At 72.1% G+C, this 17,556-nt stretch carries 20 protein-coding genes; 16 read left to right on the forward strand and 4 right to left on the reverse strand.

What is annotated here, in order from left to right:
* Positions 1-157: 157 nt before the first annotated feature.
* The 7 genes from BCAV_RS20910 (at position 158) to BCAV_RS20940 (ending at position 7,649) form a co-directional block, all read left to right on the forward strand.
* Complete coding sequence (locus BCAV_RS20910; protein ID WP_015884631.1) at positions 158-910, forward strand: GTP pyrophosphokinase; 753 nt, start codon at positions 158-160, stop codon at positions 908-910.
* A 115-nt stretch (positions 911-1,025) separates the two neighbouring features.
* The gene (locus tag BCAV_RS20915) at positions 1,026-1,715 is read left to right on the forward strand and encodes a hypothetical protein (RefSeq protein WP_015884632.1); all 690 of its coding nucleotides are present in this window, start codon (positions 1,026-1,028) and stop codon (positions 1,713-1,715) included.
* 65 nt (positions 1,716-1,780) lie between these two features.
* Positions 1,781-3,772, forward strand: coding sequence for a sensor histidine kinase (locus tag BCAV_RS20920; RefSeq protein WP_015884633.1), 1,992 nt, complete (start codon positions 1,781-1,783; stop codon positions 3,770-3,772).
* Entirely contained in the window at positions 3,769-4,440 is a 672-nt protein-coding gene (locus BCAV_RS20925) for a response regulator (RefSeq protein ID WP_245528906.1), read from the forward strand. Before BCAV_RS20920 ends, BCAV_RS20925 begins: the two co-directional genes overlap by 4 nt.
* Positions 4,441-4,505: 65 nt before the next feature.
* Complete coding sequence (locus BCAV_RS20930; RefSeq protein ID WP_043347672.1) at positions 4,506-5,048, forward strand: PadR family transcriptional regulator; 543 nt, start codon at positions 4,506-4,508, stop codon at positions 5,046-5,048.
* Positions 5,041-5,730 (forward strand): ABC transporter ATP-binding protein, encoded by a 690-nt coding sequence (locus tag BCAV_RS20935; protein ID WP_015884636.1) that lies wholly within the window; start codon positions 5,041-5,043, stop codon positions 5,728-5,730. Before BCAV_RS20930 ends, BCAV_RS20935 begins: the two co-directional genes overlap by 8 nt.
* A complete protein-coding gene (locus BCAV_RS20940; protein WP_015884637.1) occupies positions 5,727-7,649 on the forward strand; it encodes an FtsX-like permease family protein in 1,923 nt (640 codons plus the stop codon). The genes BCAV_RS20935 and BCAV_RS20940 overlap by 4 nt, the downstream gene beginning before the upstream one ends.
* Positions 7,650-7,685: 36 nt before the next feature.
* Here the strand turns inward: BCAV_RS20940 and BCAV_RS20945 are convergent, their stop codons facing one another.
* Positions 7,686-8,408 (reverse strand): tyrosine-protein phosphatase, encoded by a 723-nt coding sequence (locus BCAV_RS20945; RefSeq protein WP_083770123.1) that lies wholly within the window; start codon positions 8,406-8,408, stop codon positions 7,686-7,688.
* Between the two features lie 76 nt (positions 8,409-8,484).
* Here BCAV_RS20945 and BCAV_RS20950 point away from each other — a divergent pair, with 76 nt between their 5' ends.
* From BCAV_RS20950 to BCAV_RS20985, 8 genes are all read left to right on the forward strand, one after another.
* A complete protein-coding gene (locus BCAV_RS20950; protein WP_015884638.1) occupies positions 8,485-8,997 on the forward strand; it encodes a pyridoxamine 5'-phosphate oxidase family protein in 513 nt (170 codons plus the stop codon).
* A 45-nt stretch (positions 8,998-9,042) separates the two neighbouring features.
* A complete protein-coding gene (locus tag BCAV_RS20955) occupies positions 9,043-9,396 on the forward strand; it encodes a VOC family protein (RefSeq protein ID WP_015884639.1) in 354 nt (117 codons plus the stop codon).
* Between the two features lie 11 nt (positions 9,397-9,407).
* On the forward strand, positions 9,408-9,755 hold the full coding sequence (locus BCAV_RS20960; protein WP_015884640.1) for an ArsR/SmtB family transcription factor: 348 nt from the start codon (positions 9,408-9,410) through the stop codon (positions 9,753-9,755).
* On the forward strand, positions 9,742-10,194 hold the full coding sequence (locus BCAV_RS20965; protein ID WP_015884641.1) for an SRPBCC family protein: 453 nt from the start codon (positions 9,742-9,744) through the stop codon (positions 10,192-10,194). Before BCAV_RS20960 ends, BCAV_RS20965 begins: the two co-directional genes overlap by 14 nt.
* Positions 10,195-10,215: 21 nt before the next feature.
* The gene (locus BCAV_RS20970; protein ID WP_015884642.1) at positions 10,216-10,593 is read left to right on the forward strand and encodes a DUF3052 family protein; all 378 of its coding nucleotides are present in this window, start codon (positions 10,216-10,218) and stop codon (positions 10,591-10,593) included.
* Positions 10,594-10,732: 139 nt separating this feature from the next.
* Entirely contained in the window at positions 10,733-11,179 is a 447-nt protein-coding gene (locus tag BCAV_RS20975; RefSeq protein WP_015884643.1) for a YybH family protein, read from the forward strand.
* 36 nt (positions 11,180-11,215) lie between these two features.
* Positions 11,216-12,214: a DNA polymerase domain-containing protein gene (locus tag BCAV_RS20980; RefSeq protein WP_015884644.1), complete on the forward strand. Its 999-nt coding sequence runs from the start codon at positions 11,216-11,218 to the stop codon at positions 12,212-12,214.
* A gap of 195 nt (positions 12,215-12,409) precedes the next feature.
* Complete coding sequence (locus BCAV_RS20985) at positions 12,410-13,069, forward strand: nucleotidyltransferase domain-containing protein (protein WP_245528907.1); 660 nt, start codon at positions 12,410-12,412, stop codon at positions 13,067-13,069.
* Positions 13,070-13,089: 20 nt separating this feature from the next.
* On the opposite strand, the gene aspS is transcribed toward BCAV_RS20985, so the two are convergent.
* The 3 genes from aspS to BCAV_RS21000 form a co-directional block, all read right to left on the reverse strand.
* On the reverse strand, positions 13,090-14,403 hold the full coding sequence (gene aspS, locus BCAV_RS20990) for an aspartate--tRNA(Asn) ligase (RefSeq protein WP_015884646.1): 1,314 nt from the start codon (positions 14,401-14,403) through the stop codon (positions 13,090-13,092).
* Between the two features lie 186 nt (positions 14,404-14,589).
* On the reverse strand, positions 14,590-15,390 hold the full coding sequence (locus BCAV_RS20995) for a GNAT family N-acetyltransferase (RefSeq protein WP_043347679.1): 801 nt from the start codon (positions 15,388-15,390) through the stop codon (positions 14,590-14,592).
* Between the two features lie 142 nt (positions 15,391-15,532).
* Complete coding sequence (locus BCAV_RS21000) at positions 15,533-16,375, reverse strand: helix-turn-helix transcriptional regulator (RefSeq protein WP_015884648.1); 843 nt, start codon at positions 16,373-16,375, stop codon at positions 15,533-15,535.
* A gap of 138 nt (positions 16,376-16,513) precedes the next feature.
* Here BCAV_RS21000 and BCAV_RS21005 point away from each other — a divergent pair, with 138 nt between their 5' ends.
* Positions 16,514-17,452, forward strand: a complete 939-nt coding sequence (locus BCAV_RS21005) for an SDR family oxidoreductase (protein WP_015884649.1) — start codon at positions 16,514-16,516, stop codon at positions 17,450-17,452.
* Positions 17,453-17,556: the final 104 nt, after the last annotated feature.

The raw sequence follows: 17,556 nt of genomic DNA on the forward strand, positions 1-17,556 counted from the left end.
GTCCGGACGAAGATTGTGCGACGTGACGGGGGCCTTGCCGCAAGCCCCCCGGTGCGCTATACCTTGGAAAGGGCGAGCAGAGGATGCTCGCCCTTTCTCGTGCCCGACGGCGTCCCGCACCCCGTGCGTGACGCCCGCCGTCCGCGGGTGAGAATGGATGATGGCCCGCACCCCGGAGATCCCGCCGGACGTCATCGAGTCGTTCCGTCGCGTCCGTGAGGACTTCACGCGGTTCATGCTCTCGTACCGCTTCGGGATGGAGGAGGTGACGACGAAGCTCGAGATCCTCCGCGAGGAGTTCGCACAGCTCCACAGCTACAACCCGATCGAGCACGTCTCGACCCGCCTCAAGAGCCCGGAGAGCGTCGTCGACAAGGCGACCCGCCGGGGCGTCGAACCCTCGCTCGACGGGATTCGCTCCAGCATCACGGACATCGCCGGCGTCCGGGTGACGTGTTCGTTCGTGTCGGACGCCTACCGGGTCTTCGACGCGCTGGTCGACCAGCCCGACGTCGTCGTCCGCACGGTCAAGGACTACATCGCCGAGCCCAAGCCGAACGGGTACCGGTCGCTGCACGCGATCGTCGAGATCCCGGTGTTCCTGTCGTCGGGCCCGGTGCACGTGCCTGTCGAGGTGCAGTTCCGGACCGTCGCGATGGACTTCTGGGCAACCCTGGAGCACAAGATCTTCTACAAGTTCGACGGCGCGGTCCCGCCGGAGGTGGTGGCTCAGCTCCGGGAGTCGGCGTCGACGGCGGCACGCCTCGACGAGGAGATGGAGCGGCTGCACGACGCGGTGCACGGCCCTCGCGAGCCCACGGCGCCGGGCGCGGCGGACGCGGCCGTGTCGGACGAGGTCGTGCGGCGGATGCTCCGCCTGCTCGGGGGTGCGGACGCCAGCGAGGCGTGAGCCTGCGCCCATCGCCCGGAAACCCGGGCCGTGCGCCCTGGTGCCCGGGACGCGGCCCACCCGAGCGTTGACCTCGGCTGCCCGTCGACCGGCGGGCCGACCCGAGGAGAACCGCATGTCCATCCGGACCGACCCCGCCGGCGTCCCGACGCCGTCCCCCACCCTCCGCCCCACGCGACCGCCGCGCGCCTGGGCCTGGACCGGAGTTGCCGCCGGCGTGCTCGGCATCGCCACCATCCAGGCCTCGATGGCGACGTCCGTCGACTGGGAGGCCACCGCCGGCGACGCGGAGGCGATGCTCGCCGACGCCGCCACCAAGCAGGGCGCCTTCCTGGCCTTCCACCTCCTGGCCTGCCTCACGATGCTCGCGCTGCCGATCTTCGGAGCCGGCCTGAAGCGGCGCCTCGACCAGCAGGGACCGGCCGGTGCGCTGCACGGGCAGGTCGGCCTCGCCGGGCTCCTCCTGACCGCGGCGGCACTGCTGCTCGGCAGCGGCCTGGACACGCAGTTCGCGCTCGGGTTCTCCGAGCCGGAGCTGTTCGTGCCGGAGTCGGCGGCGTTCTACACCGACTGGGTCGCCACGATCCCGTGGCTCTGGGTGGGTGCCGGGCTCACCGCCCTCGCCCTCTCCGCGGCGTCGCTGCGCCACGGAGCCGCGCCGCGCTGGATCGGCGTCGTCTCCCTGGTGCTCGGCGCGCTGACGGTCGTGGCCGGGATCTCCCCACTGCAGTACATGGCGGGGTTCGTGGGCCCGATCTGGCTGCTCGTTGTCTCGCTCGGGTTCGCCCTCGGCGACCGGCGCTGAGTGCACGGCTCAACGCCCGGAGCGCCCCGGCGGCCGCGTGCCGCCGGGGCGCTAGCGTGCGCTCCATGAGCACGACGCCGCCGGCGCGCTACCCCGGCCGGCCGCGCGCCGCCGTCGCCGTCGTCGTGGCCGCCGCGCTCCCGGCGATCGCGGGCGCGGTGCTGCTCGTCGCGAGCGGTGCGCCGATCACGCCCGACGTGCTGTTCCTCGTGGTCGACGTCACGGTGGGGCTCGTCTACGGCACGGTTGCGGCCGTCATCCTGTCCCGGCGCAGCCACGCGGTCGCCTGGCTGCTGGCGCTCGCCGCCGTCGGTGGGGGTCTGTCCGCGCTGGGCGGCGGCTGGATGACGTACGCCGTCGAGCACCCGGCGGTCCCCGGATTCGACCTTGCCGCGACGATCTTCGGCTCAGCCTGGGTGCCGGGCACGCTCGCGCTGTTCCTCGTGGTGCCCTGGTTGGTCCGCGAGGAGCCGTTGGACCGCTGGTCCTGGGCGGGCGTCGCGATCGGCGCGCTCACCACGCTCGCGTTCACCGTGCAGCGGCTGGCGTTCCCGGCCTCCGACAACGCGTGGCTCCTCGTCGCCGTCGTGGTCGTCGGGCTCGGCACGGCCGCGGCCGTGGCGTGGCGACGCCGGCACGGCCCTCCGCGCGAGCGAGCCGGCCTCGGGCTCCTCGCGGCGGGCACCGCGGTGATGGCGCTCTCGTTCTTGCCGCTGCTGCTGGTGCCCTACACGAGCGCGGAGGTGCTGCTGCTCGTGCCGGCCTCCCACCTCGCGTGCCAGGCGCTCTTCCCCGGCGCGCTCCTGGTGACGATGCTGCGGAACCGGCTGTGGGGCATCGATCTGGCCGTGAGCCGGGCCGTGCTGGCCGGACTGCTCGCCCTCGGCCTGGCGATCGTCTACGCCGGGCTGGTGTGGACGGCGTCGGCTCTCGTCGACAGCTCGACGGTCGCGCAGGTCGTCGCGGCCGTCGGGGTCGCGGTGGCCGTCCAACCCGTGCGACGGCGTCTGGATGACCGGGTGCGCCGCCTGGTCTGGGGTGAGGCGGCCTCGCCGGGTCGCGCCGCGCTGCGCATCGGCGCCTCCCTCTCGGCGGGCTCCGGTTCCGCCGAGCTGCTCGACCGCCTCGCCGCCGCGGTGGGAGAGGCGCTGCTCCTGGAGTCGGTCACGCTCACGACGTCCGACGACGACGGGGTCGGACGGTGGGGCGACCCGACGAGCGTCGTCGTCGAGCGCCCGATCGACCGGGAGGGCGCCACCGTCGGCACGATCGCCGTGACGCCGCGGCCCGGTGAGCAGCTCGACCGGCGCACGCTCGACGCGCTCGACCGTCTCCAGCCGGTGCTCGCCGTCGGGCTCGGGCTCGTCCGCGCGACCGCCGACGTGGTACGGGCCCGCGACGCTGCCACCCGGGCTCGGCTCGCCGAGCGCAAGCTCATCCGGCGCGAGCTGCACGACGGGATCGGACCGTGGCTGTCTGGTCTCCGGCTCGGCCTGCAGGGCGCTCGCAACGTGCTGCGCAGCGACCCCGACGCCGCGGACTCCGTGCTCGCCGCGCTGCAGGAGGAGGTCGGGCAGCGGGTGGAGGACGTGCGCCTGCTGTCGCGCAGCCTCCTGCCGCCGGTCCTCGAGGAGCGCGGGCTCGCCGCGGCGCTGGCGGAGCTGGTGGCGCGCTACGCCGAGACGGGGTTCGCCGTCGTCGGCGCTCCGACCGAGGACGTGACCGACCCCCTGCGCTCGCTGGACCCCCGCATCGCCGCCGCCGCGTACGCCGTCGTCTCCGAGTCGGTGCTGAACGCGTCCCGGCACTCCGGTGCGCGCCGCTGCACCATCGACGTCGCTCTCGCCGACGACGCCGATGGTCCGGCGCTCGTCGTCACGTGCCTCGACGAGGGGATGGGCCGGGCGCGGGAGGCGGGCGACGGCGTCGGGTCCCGATCGATGCGGGAGCGCGCCGAGGAGCTGGGTGGATCAGTGGTCATGGGTCCCGGGCCGGACGGCGTGGGCACGCTCGTGCGGGCACGGTTGCCGCTGGCGCCGACGGCGGTGCCGGCGTGAGCAGCGATGGCTCGACGATGCTGCGGGTCACCCTCGTGGACGACCACCCGGTCTTCCGGATCGGCATGGCCGCGCTGCTCGACTCGCTGCCGGGCGTCACGGTGGTCGGGCAGGCCGACGGCGCCGCTGCGGCCCGCGACCTGTTCGGCGGCGGGCACGAGACCGACGTCGTCCTCATGGATCTCGACCTCGGCGACGGCTCCGGCGTCGACGTGACCCGCGACCTGCTGCTGCTCCGACCGGACCTGCGCGTGCTCGTCGTGACGATGCACGAGGACGACGACGCCGTCGTCGCCTCTGTCCGCGCCGGGGCGCGGGGGTTCCTGGTGAAGTCGTCGCCGCCGGACGCCGTCGAGCGGGCCGTGCGGGCCGTGGCGGCCGGCGAGATGATCCTGTCGCCGGCGGTCGCGGAGCGGGCGATGTCGTACGTGCTGGGTGGGCAGCGCGCGGCCCGCCTCCCCTTCCCGCAGCTGACGGACCGCGAGCGCGAGGTGCTGGATCTGGTGGCCCACGGCCTGGACAACACCGCGATCGCCCGCCGGCTCTCGCTGAGCCCGAAGACGGTACGCAACACCGTGGCGACGGTGCTGGCGAAGCTGTCGCTGCGGGACCGGTCGGCGGCCATCGTGCGGGCGCGGGCCGAAGGCCTCGGCGCGGGTCCCGCCTAGCGGAACGGCGGGCTGACAAGGCGAGTACTCACTGGGTGCATACACTGGGTGTATAGTTCCGCGCCATGAGCGTTCCGATGGCGGTCCTCGGCCTTCTGCAACCCGGTCCGGCGCACGGCTTCGCGATCAAGCGGCGCTACGACGAGCTGATCGGTCGAGACCGTGAGCTCAAGTACGGGCAGGTGTACTCGACGCTGGCACGCCTCGAGCGCGACGGGCTGGCGAGCGGGGTCGGTGTGCAGCCCGGCGGCGGCGGGGATCGCAAGGTCTACGCGATCACCGACGCTGGCGTGACGGAGCTCGAGACGTGGCTCATGACGCCGCAGCTCCCCCAGGCGCGACCGGCCGAGCTCGTGACACGAGTCGTGCTGGCGCTCGTGGCCGGCCGGCCCGCTGAGCCGATCCTCGACGGCCAACGTCGCGTGTACCTGGCACGGATGCGTGAGCTGACGGCGGCGCGGAAGGGAGCCGACGCCGTCGCGCGGGCGCTGGCCGACTTCGAGCAGGCGCACCTCGAGGCGGACCTGCGCTGGATCGAGCTCGCGGCTGCTCGCCTCGGCCCGATGCGGGAGGCCCTGAACACGGGCGAGGAGGCCACTGATGGCTGAGATCGTCCTGGAGACGCGGTCCGTCAGCCGCTCGTTCGGTGCGATGCCCGCCGTCGACGGCGTGGACCTCACCGTGCGCGCCGGTGAGGTCGTCGCGGTGATGGGACCGTCGGGGTCTGGAAAGTCGACGCTGCTTCACCTCGTCGCCGGACTGCTCCGCCCTGACTCCGGTGAGGTGTGGTTCGACGGCACGCGTCTGGACAACCAGCCTGAGCACGCACGAGCGAGGACGCGCCTGCGACACATGGGCTTCGTCTTCCAGTTCGGCGACCTCGTACCGGAACTCACCGTCGTCGAGAACGTCGAGCTGCCGCTCCGCCTCCTCGGCACAGCTCGCGCGAGCGCACGAGCTCGTGCGCTGGAGATGCTCGACCGCTTCGGGATCGCCGAGCAGGCGGACCGGCGCCTCTCCGAGGTGTCGGGCGGGCAGGCCCAGCGCGCCGCAGTCGCCCGTGCGCTCGTCCACCAGCCGGCCGTCGTGCTGGCCGATGAACCGACCGGTTCGCTGGACACGCTGACGGGCGAGCTCGTGCTCGAGGAGCTCGTGGGAGCTGCCGCGGAACGTGGCACGGCCGTCGTTCTCGTGACGCACGAGCTCCGGGTCGCGTCCTATGCCGACCGCGACGTCCTGGTCCGGGACGGCCGCATCGTCGCGGATCCGGTCGGCGCGGTCCCGTCATGAGCCCGCATCTTCTCCTCGGGTGGCGGCTCGTCCGCGCCGGCGGATGGACACGCGCTCTGAGCGTCGCGATCGGAGCACTCGTCGCCACCGTCTTCGCGATGGTCGCGCTCGCGATCCCGACGGCGGTGTACCCGCCCGATGCCGGCATCCTCGACATTTGGCAGGCGAACGTCACGGCCGCGCTCCTCTTCGCTCTCGCGCCCGCCGCCGTCCTGCTCGTCACGACAACTCGGATCTCGTCCGCGATTCGGGACCGCCGGCTCGAGTCCCTGCGACTCATCGGGCTCTCCCGTGGCGGTGCCACCACGGTCGCTGCTACGGAGTCGGGAACGCTGGCGGGTGCGGGCGCGGTGGCCGGATCGGTGATGTTCGTGGCACTCGGTCCCGTTGCCGATCGGATCGTCGCCGCAGGTCCCGCGTGGTTCGCCGCGCCGCTTCACCTCGACACCGTCGTCCTGCTGGCGGCCGTGCTCGGCGTCGTCGCCGTGTCCGCCGCGATCGGTGCCGCTCCGATGATGCGAAGCCACAGCCCGCTCCAGGGCCGCTCCCCCGCGACGAGGCGCCGGCCCACTCGGTGGCGGCTCGCAGTTCCGGGCGTCGCTACCGCCATGCTCGGCACCCTGGTGGTGCGAGGTGAGGCGATCATCGCTGCGCAGCCCGACGCGGGCATCACGTTGCTCGTTGGTGGTGCCGTGCTCGCTGCCGTCGGTGTGGCCGTGGCCACCCCCGTGCTCGCGGACTGGTCGACCGCGCTCCTCGTCCGCTCGGGCTCCGTCCCAGCCGTTCTCGCCGGTCGCGGGATCCAGGCAGAGCCGCTCGCGACGACGAGAATCGTCGCGGGTCTCGCCGTTGCCCTGCTCCTCGTGCTGGGCGGGAACGCGGTCCTGCTCGCGTTCGAGTCCACGCCGCAGTACCGCTCCGCGCTGCAGGCGCTCACCACCGGACCGCAGTCGATCCGCCTGCACCCCGAGGATCCTCGGACGACACCGCTCCTCTCGCTCGACGACGTCGCCGCGATCCAAGGCTCCCTCGACGGAGTTCCTGGTGTGGAGCAGGTCTTCCCCTCGTACGACGTCGAGGCCGTCGGGTGCGACCCGATGGACGGGTGCTTCACGAGACCGTTCGTGGGGACCTGCGATCAGCTCGCCGCGGTGATGGCGGTGACCGGATGCGTCGATGGGCAAGCGGGGTACATCGGCGCTGCGAACGTGCCCGACGACTGGGGGTCGCTCCCCGAGCGCGGGGCCAGCGATCGCCTGGAGCTCCGCTTCGCCGGTGTCCCGCCGGTCAGCGTCCCGCTCGGGCCGGACCTCACCCAGGACTGGGCCGCCACCGAGGAGCGCTGGGTCTACCCGGCCGGGCACGACTACGTCATCCCGCCGGACGTCGCCGCACAGGCCGGCGCCGGCGCCCTCTTCGTCACGGTCATCGCCGAGGGTGGAACCGAGGTTCGCGACCGGGTCGCCGCCGCGTTGCCCTCGCTGGCCCAGCCCGAGGAGTACTGGAACGACTCGGAGGTCGCCGCCGTCGGTCGCGTCCGCCTCGTGATCTACACGCTGTCCTCGATGGCGATCGGCACCGCGCTGCTCGGCCTGGCGCTGACGGCCTTCGACCACGCTCGCGAGCGACGACGCACCGTTGCTCGTCAGGTAGCGGCCGGCGTTCCGCCTCGGACGCTCTACGCCGGCCAGGTCCTCCAGGTCTTCACGCCGCTGCTCGCGGCCGTGGCTCTCTCGACGGCGCTGGGCTGGCTCCTCGTCCGTGCGTGGAGCGCGGCCAGCGGATGGCCGGCTCTCACCGACGGCTCGACGCTTGCCCTCGCTGCGACGGTGACGATCGTGGGCGGCGCCCTTGTCGCCCTCCTCACCATTCCGGCGGTGCGAACGCGACTCACTCCTGAGCTCCTCCGCCGCGAGTAGGCGGGACACGGGTTCCTTCCACGCGCGGCTCATCGCTCACGGGCGGAGCAACGAGCGCACCCGCGCAACCTCGCCCGACGACAGCCCGAGCCCCCTCAGGTACGCGCTCGACGACCCGTCGTGCTGCTGCAGGTGGTCGAGCATCGCGCCGATGTCACTCGCCCGGGCCACGCCGGGTTCGGCCCGGCAGTAGTCCGCCACGATCTCGGAGCGTGTGACGTCGGCGAGGTCGAGGAGGATCGCCGCGACCATCCCCGTGCGGTCCTTTCCCGCCGCACACCCGAACAGCACCGGCCCCGGTCCGGCCGAGGCCAGCGTCGAGAACACGGCCGCGAGGGTCGCCGCGTTCCGGTGCAGGCTTGCGCAATAGACCTCCCCCACGCTGCGCTCCGCGGCCGGATCGCGCCGTCGTTCAGCGTCCGGATCGATGAGCGGACGACGGCGGTAGGCCGCGTGCGCTGCGAACGGATGGGGACGCGCGTCGACCTCGTCCGCCGATCGCAGGTCGAGGACCAGCGACACGCCCGCCCCCTCGAGAGCCGCACGTTGACCCGACACCAGACGCGACGGCGTCGCCGACCTGATGACACGACCGCTCGGGGTGTGCGTGCCGTCCCGGCGTCGGAGACCTCCGAGGTCGCGGGCTCGCGGCAGGCCGAGCCACCACGCGCTCGCCGCTACCGACACCTGCGCCACCGTATCCGCTGGCGCACCGTTGGATGTCGCGGACGGCGTCGAGGTCACCGCAGCTGGCGGCATGTCGAGAACGCTCGGGCGGCTCCGTTCTCCCTATGACGGCGCCAGGCGGGCGCCCCGACGGAACGAGGCGAGAACGATGGACCGACGTGACGTAGCCGAAGCCTTGGCGAAGCCGATCGCGCAGGAGCTCCTGGGATCCTCGATCCCGGCACGACTGGCCTATGTGGGTGCCGACGGCGGTCCCCGCGTGATCCCGATCGGTTGCTGGTGGACGGGTGCGGCTCTCGTCATGGCGACCACGCCGAACGCACCCAAGGTCCCGGCGCTGCGCGCCCGCCCGAACGTGGCGATCACGATCGACAGGCTGGACCCGTGGCCACCGCGCATGCTCCTGATCCGCGGTGCGGCACGGCTCGAGGAGGTCGACGGCGTCCCGGACGAGTACATCGAAGGGGGACGCAAGGTCACTCCCGCCGATCTCTTCGAGGACTGGGAGCGTGGCGTGCGGGAGCTGTACGAGCGGATGGTGCTCGTCAGCGTCGAGCCCACATGGGCAAAGCTGATCGACTTCGAGACGACCCTGCCGTCGCCGGTGGAAGAGCTGATGCGTGCCCGGGCGAGCGGCGAAGGGCGCCTGGCGGGTGGGTGAGGGCGGGACTTGACGCGTAGGATTATTCCTACGTATCGTGCCGACATGGCCATCAACTCCGTGAAGACCGTGACCGTGTTCGTTGCCGACCAGGACCGTGCCCGCGACTTCTACGTCGATGGCCTTGGCATGGAAGTAAAGGTCGACCAGACATTCGGCGAGAACCGTTGGCTCGAGGTGGGTGCGCCTGAGGGCACCGCGCTCGTCCTGCACAAGCCTTTCCCCGGTATGAGCGCCGGCGGCGGGCAGGGCACCCTGCTCGCCAGCGATGACCTCGACGCTGACGTCGCACGCCTGCAGGCGGCTGGGGTCGTCGTGGACGGCCCGAATGACATGCCGTGGGGCAAGCAGGCAACCTTCACCGACCCGGATGGCAACGGCTACGCCCTGCAGGGCTGAGGAGACCCCAGTTGCCTCGACGTCTCAAGAGCGGGCCCCTTGACGAGGTGTTCGGCGCGCTGGCCAACCCCACCCGCCGCGACATCCTTGACGAGCTCCTCGGTGGTGAGCACACCGCGGGGGAGCTCGCCGCGAAGTTCGACATGGCCCGTCCCAGCGTCTCCGAACACCTCCGCGGGCTGCGGGAGAGCGGCCTGGTCGAGGAACGCCAGGTTGGCCGCCGCCGCTTCTACCGTGTCACGGGGGAACCGATGGGCGAGCTGATCGACTGGCTGACCCCGTACGAGCGGTTCTGGCGTGACCGGATGACCGCGCTCGGCGGTGTCCTCGACCGGATGGGTGACGATGACGAAGAGTGACGATCTCACCACGATCGAGGTCGATCAGTACTTCCCTCACGCGCCGGCGAAGCTGTGGCGCGCGCTGACGACGCCGGAGCTGATGGCGCAATGGCTGATGCCAAACGACTTCCAACCCGTCGTCGGGCACCGGTTCACCTTCCGTGGGCGCCCAGTGGCGCAGACCGGGTTCTCGGGGCAGATCGCCTGCCAGGTGCTGGAACTGATCCCTTCGAAGCGACTGCGGATCAGCTGGGCCGATGCCGATACCACCGACGTGATGGCGACCGAGGTCGCCTGGACCCTCCAACCCGAGGGCAAGGGCACCCGACTGTTCCTCGAACACTCCGGCTTCGACCCCGACGACCCCGTCCAGCAGCTCGCGCGCCGTTTCATGAACGGCGGCTGGCGCAGCCACGTGCTGCGCCGACTGGGCGACCTGCTTCAGCGCCTCACCTGACCACACCAAAAGGACCCCACCATGCCTCGCACCATCGCAGAGAAGCTGCAGATCAGGCCGAACACCGAAGTGCTGTTCGGCCCCTCCACCCCGGAGCAGCGTGCATTGCTGGATCCCCTGCCCGAGGGGGTCATCCTCGTCGACGGCATCGACCGGGATACTTCGGATGTCGCGGTGATGTTCGCGCGGAACCGAGACGAGCTCGACGCTCTGCTCATAGGCACGTTCCCGTTGTTCACCACGCCGAAGGCGATCTGGATCGGCTACCCCAAGGGCAACAAGGCCGACATCAACCGCGACAGCATCTGGGAGCGCGCCGAGGAGGTCGGATGGACCCTCAACGGCAACGTCTCCCTGTCCGACACCTGGTCCAGCGTCCGCCTCAAGCGCCAGGACTGAACCTGAGGATTGGCGTTCCTGCCCGCTGAACCCGGATGCTGGCGGCGAGCATGCGGCGCGACCCGATCGCGACACGTCACACTCGGAGGGCCCGTTTCGTCGTCATGTCATGACCACTCGCACGGGAAGGACGAGTCACATGACCACTCTCGAGCAGCACGAGGCGGACGAAGCGGCGATCCGGCAGCACGTCGACGGCATCATCGCGAGCCTGCGCACCAAGGACCTCGAGGCGATGCGCCGGCTGTACGCGCCCGACGTCGTCTCGTTCGACATCGAACCCCCGCTGCAGCACGTGGGCATCGAGGCGAAGCTCGCGAACTGGGCCCGGGTGTTCGAGATCTTCCAGCAGGTGGACTACGAGGTGCGCGATCTCACGCTCGCCGTCGACGATCACGTCGCCTTCGGGCACGGCTTCGGCCGGCTCAGCGGCACGCTCGCGGACGGCGCGACCACGCCCGGGATGTGGGTCCGGGCGACGTACGGCTTCCGCAAGGTTGACGGCGGATGGGTGATCGCCCACGACCAGGTGTCGGTGCCGTTCGACGTGCGGACGGGTCGCGGGGTGGCCGACCTCGAGCCGTGACGGTTCGCGGGACGTCTGCCGTGGCAGTCTGGGGCGATGGCACGAGCCAAGCAGGTCGAGCTGCGCGACGGCGTCGAGCTCACCAACCTCGACCAGCCGCTGTTCTCCGGGGCTGACGCGACGAAGCGGGATCTCGTCGACTACCTCGACGCCGTCGCGGGGCCGTTGCTGCGCGAGCTCGCCGGTCGTCCGCTCTCGGTGGTGCGCGTGCGCCCGGGAGCGCCGCCGTTCATGCAGAAGAACCTCCCCGACTACGCGCCGGACTTCGTCCGCTCCGTGACCGTCTGGTCGGACGCCGGGCACCGCGAGATCCACTACCCGATCTGCGAGGACCGGCGCACGCTGCTGTGGCTCGCGAACCAGCGTGCGGTCGAGTACCACCCGACGCTGATGCTGCCGGCTACGCCGTCGGCCTCGCAGGAACGCGTCGAGATCCTGGCGGGTGCGGTCACGCACCTGGTGCTCGACATCGATCCACCCGAGGGCAGCGGCTTCGACGTCGTCGTCGCGACGGCGCGGCTGGTCCAGGCGGCGCTCACGGACGCCGGGCTGCGCGGCGCCGTCAAGACGTCGGGGTCCAAGGGCGTCCACGTGATCGTGCCGGTCACCGGCATCGAGCTGCCGGACGCCGCGGCGGCCACCCGGGCCCTGGCGGCCAGGGCGGAACGGCTGGACCCCTCCGTGGCGACCACCGCGTACATCAAGGCCGATCGGGGCGGGAAGGTGTTCCTCGACGCCACCCGCTCGGGCGGCGCGTCCCTGGCCTGCTGCTACAGCCCGAGGGTGCGGCCGGGCGTCCCGGTCTCCTACCCGGTGCCGTGGGAGGACCTCGAGGAGGTCACGCCAGCCGCGTTCACGATCCGGTCCGTACCGGCCATGCTCGACGGCGACCCGTGGGCGGCGTCGCTGCCGTCACCGCAGACCGTGCCGGCAGACGTGATCGCCGAGGGTCACACGATCCCCGTCGCACGCGTGGCGGCCATGCACGAGGGCAAGAGGCGCAAGCGTGCTGCGGAGCGCGACGCGGCTGGGTGAGCGCCACTGACGTCACGGCCGGACCGGGCGGCGTCAGCTCGCGAAGCGGGCGCAGCCGCAGGACGGTTTCGGCGCCGGTCGCGCTGGCCATGTGGAACATCGGTTGCGCCTCCGGCAACTGATGCTCCGCGGGCCGCCCGGTACCGCCGCACCGCCGCAGCCCTCGCGTGCCGCCCTCCCGCTATCGTGGCCACGGTGACCGGCCTGCCTCCGCCTACACCGCAGCCCTTGTCGGCGTGGCCGCTCCCTCCCGCGGAGTTCGAGCGGTGGTACGGCGGCTGGGATCCGATCAGCCTCGCCGACGTTGCACGGTTCATGGCCGGGTTCGACAGCCCGTGGTGGGTCGTCGGGGGCTGGGCGCTGGAAAAGTTCACGCCGCTCGACCGCGCCCATGACGACCTCGACATCTCCGTCGCATCCCACGACGCTGACCACCTTCGACGATTCCTCCGCGATCGTGGCTGGACGACGTGGAACATGGACTCGGGCTGGCTGCGCCCCTACGACGAGCGCTTCCGCGAGATTCGTCCCTCCAGCAGCATCTGGGTGCGTGCCGACGCCGGGTCGCCCTGGGTGCTCGACGTTCCTCTGACGCCGTTCCGGGACGGACAGTGGACGAACAAGAAGCTCCCGGACCAGGCCATGTCTCTGGACGACGCGACGTGGGTGTCCGACGATGGCCTGCGTTACCTCAACCCCGAGATCGTGCTCTTCATGAAGGCCGCTCAGGCGCGGGACAAGGACACCGCTGACGCGGAGGCGGTGCTCCCGCTCCTGGACGACCGGCGACGCGCCTGGCTGCGGTCGAGCATCGCGAGCACGGCGCCTCACCACCCGTGGGCATCACTGGGCTGAGGTCGCCGGGCCTGATGCCGTCACGGCGTCAGCCGGTGCAGGTCACGCGGGAAGAGCGTGACCTCCCGGACGTTGGCCGCACCGACCAACCGCGAGACCCACCGCTCGAGCCCGATCGCGAAGCCGCCGTGCGGCGGCATGCCGTGCTCGAACGCGGAGAGGTAGTGCCGGTACTCGGACGGCTCCTCCCCGCGCGCTCGGATCGCCGTCAGGTAGTCCGCGTGGCGGTGCAGCCGCTGTCCCCCGGTCACCAGCTCGACGCCCCGGAAGATGAGGTCGAAGCTGTTGCTCCAGGGGCCACCAGGCTCGGCCCCCGTCCAGGGATGTGTGTAGAAGGGCCGCTTGCGCATCGGGTAGCCCTCGACGGCGAGGACGTCGCTGCCGAGCTCGTCGCGCGCCCACTCGCCCAGTGCCCGCTCGTGCTCGGGCGCGAGGTCGGGCTCGTCCGGTGCCGCGCCCACGCGCGCCAGCGCCTCGGCGAAGTGGATGACCGGCACCTCGGCGGGGATGGCGGGGAGCGTGAGGCCGAGGAGCTCGACGGCGTCGGAAGCCGTACTCCGTACGGCGTCGACCATGCTGGCGAGCGCCCCGCGCAGCACCGCCAGGACGTCACGGTGACCCTCGATGAAGCCGAGCTCGACGTCGAGCGACGTGTACTCCGCAAGATGCCGCACGGTGTCGTGCGGCTCGGCCCGGAACACCGGTCCGACCTCGTACACCCTCTCGAACACGCCCACGAGCTGCTGCTTGTAGAACTGCGGGCTCTGCGCGAGGTACGCGGGGCGGCCGAAGTAGTCGACGCCGAACACGTTCGCCCCGGACTCCGTGGCCGTGGCGACGAGCTTGGGGCTGCGGACCTCCGTGAAGGCGCGCGCGTCGAGGTACGACCGGAAGCCCTTCAGGGACGCCGCCGCGATCTCCCACCGAGCGCGCATCACCGGGTGCCGCCACGCCACCGCCGCGTTCTCGAGCAGCACGGGCAGCGACGCGTCGAGCTTCGGCCGCCACAGCTCCACGGGCGGCGTGGCCGCGGCGTCGCTCAGCGCGGTGATGGTCGGCGTCGTGATCTCGACGCCGCCCGGAGCCTGCGCGTTCGCCGTCGCCACCCCCGTCACCTCCACCGGTGTCTCCTCCGGCGGAACCGCCGGGACGCCGTCGTCGGGACGGATGACCACCTGGGCGAGGCCGGACCGGTCGCGGACGACCAGGAACGTCACGCGGGCGAGCTCCCGCCGTCGGTGGACGTGCCCTCGGAGCGTCACGACGCCGCCGGGCGAGGCTGCGGCCAGCTCGGCGGCGAGCGTGCGCCGGCTCGGGGATACGGGTGGTCTCATGTCTCCTCCAGGTGTCGAACGCCCTGGAGGTGTGGGCGGGGGCTAGGTCGCGGTGCCACCACACCTTCGCCGGCTGACGCCGGCCTCTCGTCGGTCCGCCGATCCGCGCGGGCACCCGTTCCGTGCTCGGACGAGGGTCGTCACTCCTCCGGGTGCCGAGCCCAGGCTACCCAACGCCCGGGCCGGTCACGTGCCTCCGGGCCGGACCCAGTCGCGGTTCTCGCGCAGGAGCGTGAACCCGGCCGACCGGTAGAGCGCCACGGCAGGAGCGAGCGAGGAGGGGGTCACGACGGCGACGGCGCTCGCGCCCCGGTCGACGAGGGCCGCGCAGGCGCCGAGGACGGCGTGGCGACCGTAGCCGTGCCCGCGATGGTCGGCATGCGTGCCGACGGGTTCGAGCAGCCCGCACCTGCCGACGCCCGCGAACCAGCCCGTCGCAGTCGCTGCGGGCTCGCCCGCCGGCGTGCGCACGAGCGTCTCCACGGCCAGGGCGCCGGCCGGTGAGCCCTTCATCGCGTGCCAACGATCAAGGGTGAACGTCGATCCGGGCCACGCGGACCGATGCACCATGACCCGGTCGGCGGCATTGGCCTCAGTCACCTGCACAGCCCGGCTCGACACCTCCCGCGGCGTCCACGACAACACCGTCCAGGAGTCCTCCGCGCGATCCCACCCCGGCACCGGCAGGCCGTCGGAGGAGTCGTTGCCGTCCACCAGGAGCGCCTCGGCGTCCTCTGCAAGCGCTGCGAGGTCGGCGCCGGGCGCCGTGGTCACGCGCAGCACCGGACCATCGAGGAAGCCGACCGCCGCCGGCGTCCCGCCGTCGGTCCAGAGGTGGACGGCGGCGTCGTCGAGCCGGAGGTACCACCCCACGTCGCCCGGGTGGAGGCCGCCGACCGGGGCATCGGGCGGCGTCCACTCGCAGAGCGCGCGCAGCGCCGGGCCGGTCTCGGCGGCGGTCAAGCGGAATCGCGCGAGGGACGTCATGGGCCGAATCATGGGCCGACGGCGCAGCGTGGCTCCATCGCTTTTCGGCCGCCGCCTCCCGATGCCCCCGCCGTGGCGGCTTCCGTTGCCGCTACGACAACGCATCCTCCACGTGCCGGCGCGTTCCGCTGCGGGTCGACACTCAGGCCGACGACGGCGTCGCCCCCACCACCGAGAGGAGCTGGAGCTTCTCGTAGCTCTCGCTCCCCGGCGTGGCCGTGTAGACGAGGAGGGAGTGGGACTGCTCCGGGTCGTGGAGGATCTGGCAGCTCACCTCGAGCAGCCCGACGGTGGGGTGCTGGAACCGCTTCACCTCGTTCGGCGTGATGCCGACCTCGTGCTTCTTCCACACGATGCGGAACTCCTCGCTCTGGGCCGTGAGCAGCTCCGCGAGGTGCGCGGCCCTGGAGTCCGGCCCGCGCAGGGCGAGCACACCGCGGAGCCCTGAGGCGTACATCCGCGTATAGAACGCGTGATCCTCGGCCGGGTAGAGGTCCCGAACGGTCGGGTCCGTGAACCAGCGGTATCCGATGCTCCGCGCCGGCCCGGTGAACCGGGTCAGGTCACCGACGAGCGCGACGCCGAGCGGCGTCTGCCGGAGCGTCTCGCCGAGCTCGGTGACGATCTCGGCCGGGGTGTCGGCGAGCCGGTCGAAGATCCGCAGCATCCCGGGGCTCACGTGGTGACTCCCCGAGTTTCGGGCTGGGGCCTGGTGTCCGGCGAGGCGGAAGAGGTGGTCATGCTCGTCGCGGGAGAGGTGCAGCCCCTGCGCGATCGACGCGATCATCTGCTCCGACGGCTGCGGGCCGCGCTCCCGTTCCAGCCGCGAGTAGTAGTCGGTCGACATGTGGCACAGCAGCGCGACCTCCTCCCGCCGCAACCCGCGGGTCCGACGACGTTGCCCACGCGGGAGTCCGACGTCCTCCGGCTGCAGCACCCCCCGGCGGCCGCGGAGGAACTCCGCCAGCCCTGCGCGATCGATCATGCGTGCCATCCTCCCCCGCACCGGACCGGCACCACATCGCTGAGCCTGGGATCGGCAGGCCGTGGATAACGCCCGTGGCGCCGGGCACGCTCGTGGTCAGGCGCCGAACGGGTGCCCGTCGCGACACAGGAGACACACATGACCCGCAGGCAGGACGACATTTCGGTTCCCGACCTCTCGGGAAGGCGAGCGGTGGTCACGGGCGCGAGCGACGGCGTCGGGCTGGCCATCGCGACCAGGCTCGCCGGCGCGGGTGCCGAGGTGGTCATGCCGGTCCGGAACGCACGCAAGGGTGAGGCGGCGCTCACGAGGATCCGCGAGCGGCACCCGGCGGCGAAGCTCGTGCTGCGGGAGCTGGACCTGTCCTCGCTGGCCTCGGTCGCCGCACTCGGCGAGACGCTGCGCGCCGACGGGGCTCCGATCCACCTCCTCGTCAACAACGCGGGTGTCATGACTCCGCCTGAGCGGCAGACCACCGCCGACGGGTTCGAGCTGCAGTTCGGCACGAACCATCTGGGTCATGTGGCGCTGACGGCCCATCTGCTGCCGCTGCTGAAGGCGGGACGCGCCCGGGTGACTTCGCAGGCGAGCATCGCGGCGCGTCGTGGCGCGATCAACTGGGACGACCTGAACTGGGAGCGCTCCTACGACGGCATGCGCTCGTACCGGCAGTCGAAGATCGCGGTCGGGCTGTTCGGCCTCGAGCTCAGCCGCCGCAGTCGGGCCGCTGGGTGGGGGATCACCAGCAACATCTCCCACCCCGGCGTCGCTCCGACCAGCTTGCTCGCGGCGCGCCCCGAGGTGGGCCGCGGGCAGGACACGCGCGACGTGCGGTTGATCCGCTGGCTCTCGGCACGCGGCCTGATCGTGGGCACCGTGGAGAGTGCGAAGCTCCCGGCGCTCTTGGCGGCGACCTCGCCGGAGGCGAAGGACGGCGGGTTCTACGGGCCGCAGTGGCCGGGGAACATGGGAGGTCCGCCTGGGTCGCAGCGCTTGTGGGCGCCCTTGCGCCGGGACGCGGACGCCGCGCGCCTGTGGTCGGTGTCCGAGGAGCTGACGGGCGTCACCTTCGCGTAGGTCGCGGCCGTGGCCGGTTGCAACGGCGTGACCGCTGCGTCGAGCTCGGACAGCCAGCAGCGGTACGAGCGGTCAGCCCGGTGACAGCAGCCGCGGTGACGTCT

It is taken from the genome of Beutenbergia cavernae DSM 12333 (genome assembly GCF_000023105.1).
Classification (GTDB): Bacteria; Actinomycetota; Actinomycetes; order Actinomycetales; family Beutenbergiaceae; genus Beutenbergia; species Beutenbergia cavernae.